Raw genomic sequence first — 17,924 nt, forward strand, 5'->3', positions numbered from 1 at the left:
TTCCTTATGACAGGAAATCGTCATCATCCTCTGTGTCGAAATCCTCTGCTGCTGTGGTGCGACCACCGAGGCTCTCACCGTCTTTCAGCTTCTGGATGTTTCCAAGACCAGCCGCGACTCCTCTATTACCGTTGCTATTGTAGCCATAGAACGTAACACTGATCTTGCCGTAGCATCCGCTGTAGACTTCGCTCTGGTCGAGGATCGGCTGTACATGCGCATCCACAACCTGCGGAGCCTGACGGGAATTGGCATTGAAAAAATATGCATCCTTATATGCCTCATCGTCCGGTCTGTCGATGTCACCGTCTCTGAGAGGCAGCTTCAGGTTTGCCGGAACCTTGCCGCCCCACTTGGAAACCGAGTCCTTCTTAGCCTGCTCGATTGCCGCATTGATTGCATCAATGGTCTTCTTATCTGACTTCGGCACAATTGCCGAGACGCTATACTTCGGATCTCCGCCGTTTACTGAATCCGGCTCCCAGCAGTGAAGATAGCTGAATCTGCAGGGAACAATAACCTTCGTACTAACATTCTTACTCATTATCTTTTACCTCCGTAAAATCTGCTTCTGCAGTGTCTCGTGTAATAGCCTTTCGTCTGTCGGAATCTGGAACTAATGTGATCTTGCCTGCTGGCTTATACACATACTTTCCGAGTATGTCAGCAAACTGCTTCTTTCCCATCAGGCGTTCCATGTCTGTGATCCCAATCAGTGACTGTTTGTATATGTCGGTGTAGCCAGCAGCCTTTGCTGCCGCCTCTACATCCTCCTCACTGGTGTACTTACGGTTTGACCTTCCTTCCACCAGCTTGTAGCCCGGCCACTCCTTTCCGCGTGTGATGGCCTGATCCTGTGCATAGGCATAGATGTCGGCTGCCCACTTGGAGAGCTCGTCGGCCTTGGCCAATACCTCCGCGATCTCATCATCAGAGAGTAGTGCAGGCTGCGCGAATTCCATCTGTGCCATCTTGAGGAATTCTTCGGCTCTTGCCCGGCACTGGAATCTAGCCTTGCAGAATCTGCACCAGCTCCCGGCATGGAAGTCGCCTGCGCCAATGAGTGCCATCGCTCCTCTCGGCTTTAAGACTTCCTCTCCCCACTTTCTGAGGTCTGCCGACGAAATGTCCCAAGTGCTGTAGTTTCCGATTCGCGGCTGGAAGATGGTGAGCCTGACGATTTCAATGTCATATAACATATCCGCCATTGTGAGGACGCCAAGTCCGTATGCTTTGAGTTGGTCATTGTCCTCTGCCGATACCTCAACACCCCTCCCAAGTTTCAGATCGATGATTTGAGCGACTTTTTCTGTGATGATGGTCATGTCAGCAGTACCCCAGCAATCGTCGACGTATTCGCTGATATCGACCTTCTGCTCGACTGCGAATACGGGAGTCTTGCACTCGGCCTTTGCTGCCTCAATTTCACCCGTAACAAACGTCACATATTCGTTTACAGCCTCTACCAGATCATCGGTGTAGTATTCCGACGTCGGTCTCTTTGTCCGCAGCTTCAGGTGCTTTTTTATAAGATGCTCCGCCAGAGCATGGCCTGCAGACCCTTCTGCCGCATACATACTCTCCTCGTCATCAAACTGCTCCGACAGCACCAGCGACGGTGTGCAGTTCAGCACCCTGTGAAGCGCTGACGGGGAGCACCTTGCATGCGCACCCATCAAAGCGCCTCCGCATCTTTTAAGAGTGCCGGATAATCCTTCTCATCTACTCCTGAGAGCCTTCCGGAGTCATATTTCAGGAGGAGATCTTTGACTTCCTTCCTTTTTCCGGCCTGAGACTTTTCTGCAAGGACTGCGCGAATGTCCTCAATCGAAATATCACTCTCCACGGGAGCCGCTTCAGTTTCTTCGCTGCCGCCTTCGTCTTCAATGCCAGCCAGCTCACGGTAACCCTCAGCCAGCTTGTCATACGCTTCTGCGATTTTTCTGTATGTGCTTTGCATGATTCATCCCTCCTGCTATCTGCTCCGAAAAAAGCGGAGTCCTTTGATTACTGTGCAATAACGGTCATCCAGTCTGTCGTCCAGAAGCAATGTGTCCGGATCGATTCCGGTAAGATTCTCGTCATAGAGCCTGACTGGAATACCGATCTTCCTGGCTTCCTCGATTTCGTATTCCATTCCGGCAGAGATTTTAGTGCCAACAACCCACATCTCGCTGCAGTCCTTCATGAGCTCAATGCCCATCTTGATTCCTGCGATTCTGTCGCTCTGGCTCCTGTCATTAAAAAACCGGGGAAAATACAAATGTGGTGCGATCGGAATGCCCGACCTGAAGATAATGAAGTCTGCGGCCTTCTTTGCGAGTGCCACATTCCTCTCGACATCGCCCTTATATGGGCTGCAGATAAAAACTTTGTCCATGATGCTAATCCTTTCATTCCATTCGGCTCTGCATTGGCCGTGGTTATTACTTGTCTAAATCAGGAAACCAGGGCGAATGCTCACGCAGAATCTGCTCGAGTTCCTTCCATTCATCCTCTGAAACCCTGCCCTTCAGATTCAGAATGGTTTCGGTATGTTTCCGGGACAGCGTATTCTTATAGGGCTGATAATCATCCGGCAGATAAACTCCTCCGCCGTGACCTCGCACCGTTTCCAGAGGATATGAGCTCGTGAGCACCAGAATGTCATTTCTGATCGTCCGCGTCGTCACACCGAGTTCCCGGGCAAGATTCGTCATATTCTCCCTTCTTCGGACGACTATGATTCTCATGATTTCTTCCCTGCGTTCTGTTGCGGTCACGGCTCAGATCACCTCCTTCTTACTGATTGTGTCTTGATGATAAAAATCAAATAGGAAGGGTAGTTTCCGGTTTGGAGAAAATTCCAAAAATATATGCATTCATCGTGCTAACAAAAGAAAAAACCGGAGCCATCACTTCACCCTCTTAGGTGTTGTGATAACTCCGGCCATTTGTTGCCACATCTTCAGAATTATTTACCCTGAAGTTTAGTATTCCACTAGTTTATTCTCGTGTCAAAAGCGACACTTGAAAAATTTCAATTAGCATCCTTACTGTATGTCTGCCAATTTCACTTCACTATTAAAATTTTATCTTTCTTTTCTGCGTCTTGCTAATATTGATACATGATTCTGCCAATACATCAAAGCCGCCAATGTGATTAACACAGCTCCTATGAAATAAAACAGATAAGTTCCAATACCGCCTGCAGACGGAAGTTCATAACGCTTTTGCTGATTTTTTATCACTATCTCTCCTTCCCCAATGCCTTCACTATTACTGTACGAAATGGAATATCCTTCTATTTGCGAAATTTCTCGAATGCGATATTCGTATTTATGATTCTTTTTCTCTCCAAGTTCTGCACTACCCCTTTTCCAGGTACGATGCCATTTGTTTGACTTATTTAATTTGAATGGGATTTCTCTGTTTGTATGATCTGTCAAATCATTTTGAATCAATACGGCAGAAATCTCAATATCTGGCTTAGTATTCATTTCTGTTCCATCAACATTCAACCATTTTTTTACCACTTCGATCGTTCGAATGCGAACGTTGTTGATGGTAATAACGCCATTCAAAACTCCGTTTCCATCATAGGATGTAGAAAAACCACCTAAATTACTTATCTCTTCAACATAGTAATAATAGGGTTTCCCATTCGGATCCTTCGTTTCAAGATTCGACCATCCATCTTTCCAGCTATTACCTGCACTCAGGGTGATGATGCTGCCTACTTTTTCTGCATCATCCGGTTTCGTATTAAATCCAGATGACGATCCACCGGGCTGACTGGAACCACCGGAAGATCCGGAGCCTCCTGTTCCGCTTGGTTCATAGGTTGATACTTTGATCGGATTCATCGTGTAACTAACATCCGGATGCCACGGATTTCCGCCATACTGCAAATATCCAATCAAGGTAATCTTTATATCGGTTCCGTTTTTAACTGGATCAATTACATACTTTCCATTCCTTGGAGGATAATTCCCCCAAGTCCCTGTAATACAACAATTCTGAGAACAGTATTTGGTAATACTTCCGTTGACAGGTGTCAGCGTCTTACCATTCGCCGTTACCGAATAAATAGCTGCATTTGCAGAGCCTTCTACCTTATCTACATCCAGTTCAAATTCAAGTTTTCCACCCGAGGTTACCGTAGTGCTATAGGTATAATCACCTTTAGCAATCGATGAACTGTCATTATTTGATCCATTATCACCCTCCTTAAAAAACTGGGTAGTAAAATTGATCGGAACAGTAGCAGATGATCCCGGCGGTTCCGGTGTTGTTCCTCCATCTCCTGAAGCTGTCTTCGTACTGCGGTACAACTGTACTTTCACCGGGGACAGATTATCATTTTCAATAGGACTTCCGTCTTCATTGTACCATTTCTTCTCAACTTCAACTTTCGTCTTCTCCGGTTTCTTATTCTTCACTGCAAGCCCAATCGTTGTAGTTCCACCTTGCGATAAAACTGCAAAATCACTACTTATATTTTTTAATGATGCATTCCCTGTAGAGTCAATATTCAGTTCAATAACCTGATTTGAAACAGACGGATAACTTGCAGGGGAGTCGGTCTCCTTAAGATAGTATGTTTCGTTCGCATTCAGTCCATAGCAAAGAACTTTGCCATTGCTTCCTGTACGGAATACATTACCCGGTGCCTCATTATTTTTATAATCACTCTCACTCTTCCAAAGACGTGCTGGAATTGTACATTCCTTATTCATGTAAACGGAGAATTCCGCACCCGGCAGAAGTGATTGTGTATTCGAATCCTTCTTTGTGATATCAAGGCTGTATCGAGGAGCAAGATTGAAATAGATCGAGCAGTTGGATTCCGAAGATCCACGTTCCAAGTAGTAGAATTTAAGATTATGGTCTCCTTTTTTGTATTTCTTCAGTGTTGTCGTATCCGTCTTTATTGGATTTCCATTTAAATTAGAAGCATCATAGTAAGTGATCGTCCCCTTTGAAAAGTCAATGATTCCTGCGATACGTTTATGGATCCCGCCTAAGTCAAGTACAAGCTCATTGTCCACATAAACCCAAACATCGTCATCGCCGCTGAAGAAAAATCTCATGTCTTTCTGACCGATGCCCTGATTTCCATAATTGCCGTAGCTATCCTTATATCCAACATCATTAGGCAAGGTGAAATCAAACTCCGTCTTCATGCCAAACCAATAGTTAGTCTGCCCTGTCTTCTCATTGATCGTCCCATGCTCTAACGGCATAAAGCTACTGGTAAGATTCTGATCTTCCCATCCGTTACCGGATTTTTTCTGCTTTCGAATATACTGTTTATCCTGATACACGTAGAAACGGTTTTTTTCTGCGTTATAATCCGCTCCGTTATAGTCACTGTCGTAGTAATAATAGCCTTGGCCAAATCCACGATTCTTCGTCGCATTTCCGTTAGCATCATATTGGAAAAGCATATTTCCCTGACCCAGATATTGTTTACCTGAACCGTTAACTGTTTCCGTTTTAAATAGATCCTCCAAAAGATTATCGTTTTGACCCTCTTGAATTTTATCCGGCATAATACCGCTGTAAATATTTGCACCACCATTATCACCACTATATTCATTTTTTATTTTTTCCAGCTTGCTCGGAAAGCCCAGAGATTTGCTGCCACTGATATCACTGTTATACCAATTGGTAAACTGAAAACTATCCGACTGTGATCCGTCCCAGGTTTCTTCGTGCGATGCGGGATTTGACCATCCCCATCCTCCACTTTCAGGAGTAAATGTGCTCTTGCTAAGCTTTGCACCATGTTTTGCATTAAAAATCTCATTATAATCAAAGACATCCGTTCGTATAAAAGAACTTGTATCCGGTTGATTATTTACCAACGTTCCATTACTGTTTAAATTATAATTACTTTGAATCCAATCTGCATAAAACACAGTATTTTTGGAAATCGTAACTGTTGCTCCCGGCTGATACCACTTTTTGGTATTTGTATCATACCATCCATTCAATCTGTATTTGGTACTACTACCTGCATTCGTTGGCAGGGTGATTCTTCCATTTGATGTTGTGGTATGTACATCTGTTGCACCCTTCACTAAGGAATTTGCGGTTCCCAACCCAAGTGTACCATCGTACCACACCTCATAGGATGCACCGTCGGCTTTTTTTGGCACAAAAGCACGGGGTGAAACATTCTCTGGATTTTCAAGTTCATTCTCAGCATCAGAGTTTTCTGCTTCTACTTCCGACTCTGTTGTTTTATTCTCTGTTGAAGAATTTATCCCTGATTCTTCCTCTTGTCCTTTTGTTATAGACTCCGCTTCCGCATTTACAGATTCTGCACTCGCAAAAAGAAGATGTTCATTAAAACCTATACTTCCAACGAGCAGACAAAGCCCTATGATAATAATAAACGACCTTGTCGCTATCTTGCCTTTATGCAGGATGTTTCTCTTCTTTTTCTTTTTCATTATTAACACCTCTATAGATGTGATCTACTTCGCAATATTTAATTGCAGCTAACGGTCTTTCTTTCTGCGTACGTACATCAGGATCGTAATGGCAAACCCTGCTGAAATCATAAGAATGCCCCAAAACGCCAAAGGCGTAGTATCTCCAGTCCTTGGGTTCTTGCCTGGTAAATCCGGTTTATCTGGTACTTTCCCCGGATGATAGGTAGAAATTTTCGGCATCGATGTAACGGAATATTCCCAGTATGCGTTTTTATTTTCACCAGAAGCCAATGGTACCGATACCAAAAAAGGTTCTGAGCTATAGGTGTCTCTGCCTTGTTTATGTACGGAAGATTGTACAACTAAATACATCCCCGGATTAAGATTTGAAAAGGTTACACATCCCGATGAACCTGTCTCGGAGGCAGTCATTTTAAGATCCTTTTGCTTTGCAATTTGATATAGTTTTTTTGCTGCTTCATTAGATTTCGATGCAGTCATTCCAGTAAACGATATATTTGCTACTGCAAAATTTACTTCCGGTATGTAGGAAACGACACCTTTCTTTACATTTATTGTCGCAACTTTAGTACACTTAAATTTCATCCCTGAGAAAGAAAACGTCTTGCCATTTGTGTTATATTCGCAGCAAATCGTCAATGTACCTTTCTTCCCACTTACCAAATCCGGCATATATCCGTTTTCTGCAGCAAACGCTGAAACGAATCCTTGCATCAGCATAAGGACAATGACCAACACAGGTATTGCAAAGTATCTATGCATCCTACCGTTTTTATTTAGTTTTTCGTTTCTTTCTTTTCTTCCAAACATACCACTTCACCCCTATCAGGAATACAATGATTGTTGCTAAAACTCCGTATCGAATATATTTTCGAAGCGGATTTATTTTTTTATGTGAATCCATAGAGATACGATGTCCTCTAACCAACAGCCTATGTGTATTCACTCCATATGGCGTACAAGTCAGTAGAGTTACCAAATCGTCTCCTGAAATGATAGCCAATTCATCTTCTAACTGCTTCGGCTTGATAATTTTAATCTGATCTATCTGATACGCAAGAGTATGATCTATCATATGTAAATAAAACTTATCACCTTTTTCAATCTGATCTAAATCAGTAAAAAGCTTTGCACTTGGAAGCCCCCGATGTGCCGCAAGAACGCAATGGCTATTATCACCACCAACTGGTAAACTGGTTCCTGCAAGATGTCCAACCCCTTTTTCAAGTACTTCATTAGAAGTTCCATGAAATACCGATAGCATGATATTGATCTTTGGAATTTCAATATATCCCATCATGCCATCACCCGTTGGGTTAAGCATCTTTCTATACTGATAACGGTCTGTATCTGCCGCTTTTTTATTTTCTCCAAATATGTCAACGCTCGTATTATAGGTATGCTCCTCATTATACGCCTGCGCATTCTTCCATAATTTACGACTTTCGTTCGCACTCTGTGCCTTAATGACCCTGTCATATTCTGCTTGATGCTGTGCATTTTGCCACTGATTGTGCATATTGCTGATTACAGGATAAGCGAGAAAGCTAATACCGGCACAGAAAAGTATTACAACCAGCAATCTCGCAAGAAGACCGTTCTTCTTTTTCTTTCCCATTCTTCTTCCTATTTACTCTTATACATTTTGTCACTATACTCTGCTAAATTCTTTTCATTGCGTCTTTTTTTCTTTGTCGCAATGAAGTAAATCATCCACGCAATAAATATTCCGAGTAAGATACATAATATATGCATCCATGGAATGCGATGATGGGCGGATTGCTCTTTTTCATCGCCAACTTTATATGGTATGCGATGCCCTCTTACAACCAAACGATGCGTGTTCTGTCCATATGGTGTGCAAGTTACCAAAGATGCAAAATCCTTCTTTTTTTCAATTCTGAGATCACTCGTTTCATCAGGTTTTACTGTTTTAATCTTGTCTACCTCATAGGCTAATGTGTGGCCTAATACTTCCAGATAAAAGCGATCTCCCGTTCGCAATTCATCTAAGTCAGTGAACATTCTGGCACTCGGAAGTCCTCTGTGTGCAGTGATAACAGTATGTGTATTCTTTCCGCCCACAGGAAGACTGCTTCCAAAAAGATGGCCGGCACCTTTTTCCAAAATTTCCTTTGATGTGTAATGATATATGGGAAGCGATACATTTATGGATGGAATGTTTACACATCCAAGTATTCCATCTCCCGTCACATCGAGCTGTGACTCATAATTCTTATCATTCTTTATTCCCATCCTTTTTGCAAAGGAAGCAGGAATAGTCTCCTTTGCAAGCTTCTGATTATATTTAACTGCAGCTTTATATAGTTTTTCCCGACTGTTTTCGCTGAGATCTTTGGATTCATGCTCATAATTTGTAATCATCTTCTTTGCATAGAATTGATTGATCCAATTGCTGTATGTCGGGTAAAACAAGACGAGAAGTCCTGCAATCAGAATAAAGACAATCAAAAGATTTTGTCTTTTAACTTTATTCTTTTTCATTTAATTCGATACTCCTCGCACTTGTTCTTCTCCTGTTCGATCATGCTGCAAATTTAACTTGCAGCATGATCTGTATTATTTCTCAATAACTTATCAAAACATGTCACTCTTTATAAATAACCTTCTTATGGAACGAACTATTCTGCCTGTCTTTTGCGATTTTTAGCATATAGTGCTGCCGCCAACGCAATTAGCGCACCGCCAATAATCATAAAAATGTAAGTTCCCATCCCACCGGTGCTTGGAAGTCCACCCGGCTTGTAGTTGTTGAAGAGTGCTGTATCACCGGTTTTATCTACTGTGTTGACTACAGTTCCACCATCATATTTCCCCTCATAAGTCGAAGTGATTTTATTGTCGATCTTTACACTATAAGATGCCAACGTACCATTTGCATTCAATGTTGCACTGATCTCGACCGGAACCTCGGTATCGTTCTTCACATAACCCTTTGGGGCTTCCGTTTCAACAAGGACATATTTTCCTGCATCAAGTTTACTGAAATGCATCAGACCATCGCTACCGGTTTCTGCCGTTCCTGCAACTACATTCGTCTTTTCTCCATCAGCACCAGCCACATAGAGAGTAAATTTAGCACCCTTTAATGGTGTTGTTGTCGTGCTGGAACCAGTGGATTCTTTCTTTGTAATCAGTTCACCGCTCGTTTTGTCCACACCGACCTTGATAATTTCTTCTCCCTTGATATTCTTAGAACCCATTACATCGCCATCGATATCGAAGGTATAGTGATAAGTTGTCTTTTCTTTCTTATCGTTAATTGTCGAAGGGCTATCAGAATATTCCAGCTTCGCTTTGTTGGTATTTGCATCAAATCCAACGGTCGCACTATTATTTAGCTCTGCTTTATAGGTTACTGTAATATTCTTTGCTGCATTTCCAGAAAGCAGATACTTGTTGGTGAATTTTATTGTAAAAGTTTTACCGTCCTGTACAAGAGTATAGTCTTCCCCTTCTCCTTTTTCGAGAATCTTTGTTCCTTCTTTTACAACAATATCAGTTGGTGCATTCAAGCCTTCGCTAACCGTATCCTTGATTTCAAATTTCAGATTGGAATTCTGATACTGTTTCGAATAAGAAGGGATGGTTGTTGTGATTTCAAAGGATGTTTTATCTCCCGGCTTCAAAGTATCCCCATAGGCAGTATCGTCACCAGTCACCGATGAATTGTTCGTCTTTCCTGTGATCTTTTTGTCCAATGTTGGTGTTGAACTCTTTGCATAGGCAACATCTGTAATTTTGAAATTGCTGTTTGCATCAACAGAACCGCCTTCCAACGTTGCCCCGCTTTTATAGTTAACAGACACGATCATTGGATTGTACACTTTGGTACTGTCTGTTTTGCTTACCAGAACAAGGTACATTCCTGGTTCTCCTTGTCCTACGTAATTATCACCACTTTTTTCCATATTGATCGGTGTTCCAAGACTCCCCGTCTTACCGGCAAGTGTTGTTATCTCATCTGCGGTTGGATGAATCGGATCTTCGATGGAATCCTTCAGTACTGCTGTCCAATCACCATTTTCACCCTCTTTAACAATCTTATACGCTTTTACTGTAGCCCCTGCCTCCACATTCTTCACTGTCATTGTTGCCGTTGTATCAGCAAAGACTGTGGCAGAGGTGTAACTGAACATAGAAATCAGCATGGCAATCAATACTATAACCCACGATTGCTGTATTCTATTCATTGTGTTCTTTTTTTCCATTTCCATCTCCTTTATTGCTTCCATCTCCTTTATTCCTGTTCTACAACGAACAGCAGATCACAGTAACTAATAACTACAAATGTTTAATAATCATTTGTCTCATTTTGTGATAAACTCTTTAATCTTAAATGCTGGCATCAACTCCTTTATAATTTATCATTGCACGCAAAAGCACGCAAAAGGAAGTGTTCACCATACTGATATGGCTCTCACTTCCTTGCGATCTATTACTACAATTCTTTTAAATGAAAAATCTATTTCACGACAAAACGACAGAATCTGTCTGTCTGTCTGTCTGTCTGTCTGTCTGTCTGTCTGTCTGTCTGTCTGTCTGTCTGTCTGTCTGTCTGTCTGTCTGTCTGTCTGTCTGTCTGTCTGTCTGTCTGTCTGTCTGTCTGTCTGTCTGTCTGTCTGTCTGTCTGTCTGTAAAGATTGTCAAATTTTTCATCCATTTTGTCAACCCCTAAAAATACATTAGATGATACTATTCATATCTGTTTATTCCAAACAATTCATCTAAAGAATCAAGATCAACTTTTTTCCCCTCATAGAGCCGCTGATCAATTAAAAGTCTGGTTTCGCTAATCAACGTTATTTCTTGAACGCTCTTACCGTCTTTATCTTTTGCGTTAATTCGGTAGATCCACCCTTTCGCACCATCATTTCGGATGCGTTGAAATTTATTATCCTGAAAACACTTCTTTGCTCTTTCAACTTTCTCAGGCTCTGTAATCTCAATCGTTTGATCGTGAAATTGTACTGTCATGCTTTTTATAGAATTATTTTGAAGAATCGGTGTTATATTTCCATGATGATAACAGTATTTCACCTTTTTCAAATCTAGCTTTTTTACTTTGTACACTTTTCCATGAATCCGAATAAGTGTATCATCTATTATCGTGATTTTCACCGATTTCCCATTCTTTTTTTGTGCAGTAACCGTATAAATCCACCCTTTCAGACCATCGAATTTCTTTCTTCGGACAAATTTGCTTCTTTTCAATGTCCTCTGGATAGTCTTTATTCTATAAGGATTTGTTATTTTTACCCTTTTGCCATTTTTCATTATAGTAATCTTATTAATCTTTTTTGACTGCAATGATTGCATAACCCGTGCAGCTGTATTACTTTTTTTCGCTTTGGCATAAGAAGGCTGCACAACGTTTATAGTAGACACAAGTACAGCGACACATAATGCCAACGTTATAATGATATTTTTACGTCTCAGCATTGGTTATTACCTCCTGAAAATCTTTCTGAACTATATGTCTAAATGTCTAACTTTTAGTTACCCTGACACAGCCATCAACATATTTCAAATTTATATTAATATTTGTATTTCCCCATCCGTCATTTACAATTATATAACTTCTTATTTTGCCCGACTTTTTTATTTTCTTATATCCGGTACCTACCACCCAGTGATCTCCATACTTTTTATGCCCTGTTAATCCCACTACTAATGGTCTATTGGCTTTGATTTTTCCTTTTATCGTTGAATAAACTTCTTTTGAATTTAATCCAGTTTTGTTAGTTAGTTTTGTTTTTGTTTTTCTGTCACTCAAATATTTACTGCCACCCTTTTGTAGTTTATCATAATCCGTGGCTTTTCCAAGATATTTATTTGTTAAAAGTTTAATTAACGCCTTCCCGTCGGACGTTTCATAGTCTTTTGCCACATAAGCTTCGTCCACATGGTCATTATAATATCTATAAGTAATAGCTAACGCAACAGATCCGCACCGACCATCCGGATTATAGTCATATTTTTTTGTTGCATACTTTAATTTTCCTGATTCCAACACTTTGATTCCTTGAATCAGGGAATCTGCTTTCTTTGTAAATTCATTGTTTTTTTCATCTTCATAAGCCTCTGCTAATGCTTTGCCATTTTGATCAATCTGCTGAATTGAGAAGTCTACTTGATCCTGTGGTACAATTTCTTCTGTGTCTACTGTTAAAAGAGTGTCGTTGTCTGTCTGGGTAAACATACTCCTTGGTCCTGCATAATAATAATCATTTTTTGAACTTATCCGATACGGATTGCACTCCGTTGAATACTCAATAATCTCTTCTCCTGTATCATCCGTAATATAGTAGCTCATCTCATCCCCGTAGTAATAAGCAACCACTTCATTGTTTCCACCTAATAAGGGAATCGTTTCTGTTACTTGAGTGACAGCCGCATAACTGACAACGGTCGGCATTATTCCAACATTTATAGCAAATGCTACTATGAATATAAGAGTTTTATAACGTTTTCCCAATATCATTGTTTCCCCCTCCTATTTAAGACATAAAATACACTAATCCCTTTAAATCATACACGAGTAATTTTCAGATGTCAAGTGAAAGTTGTATTATCTCAATTCCTTTTTGTATGTTCCTTTTGTGCTGCGGCGGTACGGACGGTCGAGTTTATCACCTGAAATCTACAAACTTTGCATAATTTCATTTTTATAAGATGAGATGTGATGGCTAAGCACGGATTAAATATGGCCATAACCCCGCATCTCCGGGTTTTCAACAGTAGAATAAATGAGTGATTTCCTCAAATCGTTGCACTGCAAGGGATTGCAGTAATTTTTTTGTCAATTTTTTCGATATTTTATGTTGTGTGGTGTTGTGTGTATCAACATTTTGTGCTATACTATGTGTATGAAATTATGGTATGACAGAAAAGCTAAAGACCCGGCATACTTCATCCAGCAGGGTTTCCGCAACGGCAAGAAGACATCGACCAGAAATGTCGCACGCATCGGGAAACATTCGGAGCTTCTCGCGATCACAGACGATCCTCTGGCTTACGCCAGGGAACAGGTCGCGAAATACAATGAGGAATGGAAGAAAAGCAAAGTCAAGATGGAGATGACCATCAACTTTGATGAGAAAGTCAAAGCAACGGATGATCCCGCTTCTGCCTCTACCCTGCGTAACGTTGGTTACTTCTATCTGCAGCAGCTGTATCACGATCTGCAGATACGTTCCTTCTTCCAGTCTGTCGCTGCAGACAGAAAGATCGAGTTCGATCCGGATCTTGTAAACCGTTTCCTGACGTATGCGCGCATCCTGCATCCCGGCTCCAAGTTTGACACCTGCCGGCATCTGGGGCGCTACTACGAGCAACCGGATTTCGGTTACCAGCATATCCTTCGGACGATGGATCTGATGCAGGAGCATTACGATGAATACATCTCCCATCTGTATGAACACAGCAATAACGTTGTCAGACGCAACACTTCCATCTGCTACTATGACTGCACCAACTTCTACTTCGAGATCGAATCCCCGGATGAGGATTACGTCGACGCGGTGACCGGTGAGATCATCAAAGGCTTCCGCAAGTATGGCTTCAGTAAAGAGCACCGCCCCAATCCCCTGGTTGAGATGGGACTGTTCATGGATGCAGATGGGATTCCACTTTCCATGTGTCTTACCTCCGGTTCGGACAATGAACAGACAACAGCGATCCCCCTGGAGCAAAAGCTGACGAAGATGTTTAAAGGAAAACCATTCATCTATTGTGCCGACGCAGGTCTGGGTTCCTACAATATCCGCAAGTTCAACTCCATGGGCGGCCGGGCTTTCATCATCACACAGTCCATCAGGAAGCTGTCTGTCAAACTCAAGCAGGCCGTGTTCAACGACTGCGATTACCGGCTCCTTTCATCCGACCAGCCAGTTTCACTGGAAGATATGTTTTCCTTCGACCGCGAGGATCCGAAGAACCGGGCTCTTTATGAGGACAAGGCTTACAAGATCATCGATGCGGACAATCTGCTCGATCTTGGCTTTACGGAGGAAAAGAAATACAAGAACGGGAAGAGCAGGCAGGTCAAAGTCAAGGGAACACTGCAGCAGAAACTGATTATTACATTCTCCAGAAAAATGATGGAATACCAGCGGTTCATTCGCAACCGTCAGGTTGAGAGAGCCAAAGAACTGCTCAAAAATATCGACCCGGAAACCTACAAAAAGGGCCCTCATGATGTGACGCGTTTCATAAAACGGACTTCCAAAGGGAAATCCGGCGAAAAGGCCACCGACCGGTACGCACTGGACAAACAGCTCATTGCAGAAGAAGAAAAATACGATGGTTTCTACGCGATCGCCACCAACCTGGATGACGATGCACAGACCATCATAGACATCAACTCCATGAGACATCGGATCGAGGACTGCTTCAGAGTGATGAAAACGAACTTCTCGGGAAGGCCTGTATACCACCACAACGAGGAACGCATCACAGCCCATTTCATGATCTGTTACACCGCGCTTTTGATCTACCAGCTGCTGGAGAAAAAACTCGATGACGCGGGCGAACACTTCACAACAGAAAACATCATTGAGACACTGCAGAACATGAACGTGGCCAACGTACAGGATATGTACTACATGGCAATTTACAACGGATCCAGAGCCCTGACTGCACTGAACGGTCTATATCCCCTGGATCTTGACCGGAAGAACTATCTGCCAAAGGAACTCAACAAGAAGATCAGAAAAATTTCAAAGTGAGATTTCCATACAACATTTTTGAGTAGCTCAAAACGGCGAAACTCCAACTGCCTCAAGGAGTCCCGCTGTTACTATTCTCTTCAACTGTCGAAAACGGGACTATAACACAAAACTATTTTTTTGTCACGCAGTTTTGCAAAATGTTTTTAGTGTTATAGCTAAAAAGGCTAAAAATCAAATTCAATTCCAAAAATGTATTTGCTTACATCTTCCTAATCGACCATACTTTAGCTGAATATAATCCGAAAGATGACACATATCGTGTCATTCTTGCTTTACTAAAAGGATAGTTAATCTGCCTTCTTCACAGTGAACCTCGATACGATCACCGCAATTAAAGCCACACTGTTCTAGCCATTTGCCTTGCAAAAGGATTTTGGGGAAATCTTTGTATTGTATACTAGTTACACAATATATCTTGAGTTTTCTTATCATTTTGTCGCTCATAATTACCCCTTTCCTATTTGAATAGTTTTGCTGTAAGATTCTCCAAATAGGAAAATCCGACATATTTCCGCTATAACCTTTACACATAACCAGCTACATACTATCCCCACCCCGTTGCACAGATTTCAGGCCAGTAACGACCACGCCACCAATCTCCTCCGAAGTGGATTTTGCCTGATGGCCAAAAATCCCGTGTTTCTGCGGTTTCTTTGCTTTCTTTGATTTCTGATGATGATGAAAATGGCAATTCAGCCGTGAATAGGACACCTTTGTCCGCCAGCGTAATCTCTCCCGGAACGGGTACCGCTCCGCCGCCCACCAGCCCTGCCGGAGTAATACTGTGGTGCGGTCTGCGAAACGGCCGCTCCGTTATATATGGTAGATTCTCGTCCAGCAGCCCCGCCACCGAATAAATGCGGGTCACCTCCAGAACCTCTTCATAACTCATCCCGGGAAGAATTGACGGAATCCTCTCCGCCAGCATGGTCTTCCCCGTGGAGGGACTGCCCGTCATCAGAAGACCGTGTCCGCCGGCCGCCGCGATAACGATGGCGCGCTTGGCGTATTCCTGTCCTCTGACATCGACAAAATCCGGTCCGCCGGGTTTCCCTCCGTCCGGGAGCTGCCGCTCATCTCTCCCGATCCGCGGGAGCGGCGCAGCCAGGTTAAAATGGTCGATGACCTCCCTCAGATGAGACGCGGGATAAAGGTCGATACCGCGGACAAGCCCCGCCTCCCTGCGGTTGCCCTGCGGAATAACCGCTCTCCGGAATCCGAGTCTCGCCATCTGCAGCAGCATCGGCAGAATCCCGTTCACTCTGCGAATTGTTCCGTCCAGCGACAGCTCGCCGATGAACACACAGCTCTGTGTCTCCTCCGCCAGAATCTGTCCGGTATCTGCCAGAATTCCCATGGCCATCGGAAGATCCAGATGTGTCCCCCGCTTACGCACATCCGCCGGGGACATGTTGATGATAATCCTCGCCGTCGGCATCCGGCATCCGGAGTTCACGACAGCAGACCGTATCCGTTCCCGCGCCTCCTTGACGCCGATATCCGCAAGTCCCACGATATGAAAGACAGGCAGACCGTTAGTAATATCTGTTTCCACATTTACCGCAACTGCGTCCAGTCCGTGGAGCGCGGCAGTACTGACAACTGACAGCATCTGTACCCCTCCCTTCAGAACGCGTCCCGGATCTGATTGATCATGATCTCGAAAACCTGAAACGACACCCTGCAGTCTGCCAGTCCGTGCGTCATCAGGTAATATCTGGCGACGCCCCTCATCCGTCTCTGCTTCCTCAGATCTACCGCCTCCGCCGGACGACCTCCGATCAGAGAGGTTCTCGTCTTTACCTCTACAAAAAAGATACAGTCGTCTTTCCTGCAGACGATGTCGATTTCCCCGATCCGGCACCGGAAATTTCTCTGCAGAATGTCATAGCCCTGAGCATAGAGCACCGCGGCCGCGAAATTCTCGCCGCCGGTACCCAGCAATTTTTTATCTGTCATGGTTTCCCCTTTCTACCCCGTCTCCCGCAACCTCAATCTACTATTTTTACCATATACTGTCAACACCCCTGTACCGAATTTTACAAAAGATTAAAAATCCTGTCCGAAGTACTGCCGCCGCTGCACGGCCGGCAATACGACGCCTGTCCGTAAAAAAAATACGGCCGCCTCAGCCGGCAGCCGTAAAACATCATTCATTATTCATTATCTGCCCAGCACCCGGAAATCAGATTACCGGGCGCTGGCTCCCGTCTTTTATTTTCTCTTTCTGACAAAATTCAGCGATATTGTGATATAGACAACGTTAAACATTGTAAGCCCCAGATATGCTCCGAACAGAGCTTTCCCCGAAAGAACCGTCGTACTCAGAAGCGCTGCGATATTAACAATCAGCATAATTACCAGTACAGTCGTTGCGTACTTCATTTTTATCCCCCTTCAACATTCATCATCAATGCGCCGCGGCACACACTGCCATTGGATTGCGCGCCGCGGCGCTGCGGACAGACTGCTGTCAGCGCCCGTTAAGTCCGACGGGGACTTAATGAGCAGATACTGCTTAATGCGTGCTCCGCCATCGAATATGCACGAATTGTCAGTAATGTGGAGAGCATATTCGGTGGCCTGCCGCAAGGGTTTTCAACCATTTCATACAAAACACCTGCGGCAGCGGGATTCGGAAACGGCCGAATCCCTGAGCACAAGCATCAAGTAGTGTCTGCCGGCGCACACTGCCATTGGATTACGCGCCGCGGCGCTGCGGACAGAC

The 17,924-nt window shown here is 43.4% G+C and carries 17 protein-coding genes; 1 reads left to right on the forward strand and 16 read right to left on the reverse strand.

Annotation, left to right across the window (positions count from 1 at the left end):
• Nucleotides 1-4 precede the first annotated feature (4 nt).
• From BHK98_RS02685 to BHK98_RS13140, 12 genes are all read right to left on the reverse strand, one after another.
• The gene (locus tag BHK98_RS02685) at nt 5-544 is read right to left on the reverse strand and encodes a DUF2815 family protein (protein ID WP_075712070.1); all 540 of its coding nucleotides are present in this window, start codon (nt 542-544) and stop codon (nt 5-7) included.
• The gene (locus BHK98_RS02690) at nt 537-1,676 is read right to left on the reverse strand and encodes a DUF2800 domain-containing protein (RefSeq protein ID WP_075712071.1); all 1,140 of its coding nucleotides are present in this window, start codon (nt 1,674-1,676) and stop codon (nt 537-539) included. The genes BHK98_RS02685 and BHK98_RS02690 overlap by 8 nt, the downstream gene beginning before the upstream one ends.
• Nucleotides 1,676-1,960, reverse strand: coding sequence for a hypothetical protein (locus BHK98_RS02695; RefSeq protein WP_075712072.1), 285 nt, complete (start codon nt 1,958-1,960; stop codon nt 1,676-1,678). Before BHK98_RS02695 ends, BHK98_RS02690 begins: the two co-directional genes overlap by 1 nt.
• Before the next feature lie 15 nt (nt 1,961-1,975).
• On the reverse strand, nt 1,976-2,380 hold the full coding sequence (locus BHK98_RS02700; protein ID WP_075712073.1) for a DUF7768 domain-containing protein: 405 nt from the start codon (nt 2,378-2,380) through the stop codon (nt 1,976-1,978).
• 46 nt (nt 2,381-2,426) lie between these two features.
• Entirely contained in the window at nt 2,427-2,762 is a 336-nt protein-coding gene (locus tag BHK98_RS02705) for an HTH domain-containing protein (protein ID WP_075712074.1), read from the reverse strand.
• Nucleotides 2,763-3,071: 309 nt separating this feature from the next.
• Complete coding sequence (locus tag BHK98_RS02710) at nt 3,072-6,440, reverse strand: fibro-slime domain-containing protein (RefSeq protein WP_075712075.1); 3,369 nt, start codon at nt 6,438-6,440, stop codon at nt 3,072-3,074.
• A gap of 48 nt (nt 6,441-6,488) precedes the next feature.
• On the reverse strand, nt 6,489-7,253 hold the full coding sequence (locus BHK98_RS02715; RefSeq protein ID WP_143404518.1) for a pilin N-terminal domain-containing protein: 765 nt from the start codon (nt 7,251-7,253) through the stop codon (nt 6,489-6,491).
• Complete coding sequence (locus tag BHK98_RS02720; protein ID WP_075712076.1) at nt 7,216-8,061, reverse strand: class C sortase; 846 nt, start codon at nt 8,059-8,061, stop codon at nt 7,216-7,218. The genes BHK98_RS02715 and BHK98_RS02720 overlap by 38 nt, the downstream gene beginning before the upstream one ends.
• Before the next feature lie 8 nt (nt 8,062-8,069).
• Entirely contained in the window at nt 8,070-8,948 is an 879-nt protein-coding gene (locus BHK98_RS02725) for a class C sortase (protein WP_075712077.1), read from the reverse strand.
• A 137-nt stretch (nt 8,949-9,085) separates the two neighbouring features.
• On the reverse strand, nt 9,086-10,699 hold the full coding sequence (locus BHK98_RS02730; RefSeq protein ID WP_245796809.1) for an isopeptide-forming domain-containing fimbrial protein: 1,614 nt from the start codon (nt 10,697-10,699) through the stop codon (nt 9,086-9,088).
• A gap of 460 nt (nt 10,700-11,159) precedes the next feature.
• Nucleotides 11,160-11,906 (reverse strand): hypothetical protein, encoded by a 747-nt coding sequence (locus BHK98_RS02740; RefSeq protein WP_075712079.1) that lies wholly within the window; start codon nt 11,904-11,906, stop codon nt 11,160-11,162.
• A 46-nt stretch (nt 11,907-11,952) separates the two neighbouring features.
• On the reverse strand, nt 11,953-12,948 hold the full coding sequence (locus BHK98_RS13140) for a C39 family peptidase (protein WP_083628018.1): 996 nt from the start codon (nt 12,946-12,948) through the stop codon (nt 11,953-11,955).
• A 379-nt stretch (nt 12,949-13,327) separates the two neighbouring features.
• Between BHK98_RS13140 and BHK98_RS02750 the strand changes: the two genes are divergently transcribed.
• Nucleotides 13,328-15,193: an IS1634 family transposase gene (locus BHK98_RS02750; protein WP_342718691.1), complete on the forward strand. Its 1,866-nt coding sequence runs from the start codon at nt 13,328-13,330 to the stop codon at nt 15,191-15,193.
• Nucleotides 15,194-15,457: 264 nt separating this feature from the next.
• Here the strand turns inward: BHK98_RS02750 and BHK98_RS13985 are convergent, their stop codons facing one another.
• The 4 genes from BHK98_RS13985 to BHK98_RS13450 all read right to left on the reverse strand — a co-directional run bounded on the left by BHK98_RS13985 (nt 15,458) and on the right by BHK98_RS13450 (nt 17,581).
• Complete coding sequence (locus BHK98_RS13985) at nt 15,458-15,727, reverse strand: SymE family type I addiction module toxin (protein WP_342718692.1); 270 nt, start codon at nt 15,725-15,727, stop codon at nt 15,458-15,460.
• 13 nt (nt 15,728-15,740) lie between these two features.
• Nucleotides 15,741-16,808, reverse strand: a complete 1,068-nt coding sequence (locus tag BHK98_RS02760) for a YifB family Mg chelatase-like AAA ATPase (RefSeq protein WP_075712082.1) — start codon at nt 16,806-16,808, stop codon at nt 15,741-15,743.
• Between the two features lie 14 nt (nt 16,809-16,822).
• Nucleotides 16,823-17,155 carry a YraN family protein gene (locus tag BHK98_RS02765; protein ID WP_075712083.1) on the reverse strand — a complete coding sequence of 111 codons (333 nt, stop codon included), beginning with the start codon at nt 17,153-17,155 and terminating at the stop codon, nt 16,823-16,825.
• 255 nt (nt 17,156-17,410) lie between these two features.
• A complete protein-coding gene (locus BHK98_RS13450) occupies nt 17,411-17,581 on the reverse strand; it encodes a hypothetical protein (RefSeq protein ID WP_158024446.1) in 171 nt (56 codons plus the stop codon).
• Nucleotides 17,582-17,924: the final 343 nt, after the last annotated feature.

Source organism: Hornefia porci (genome assembly GCF_001940235.1).
GTDB classification, from domain to species: Bacteria; Bacillota; Clostridia; order Peptostreptococcales; family Anaerovoracaceae; genus Aminicella; species Aminicella porci.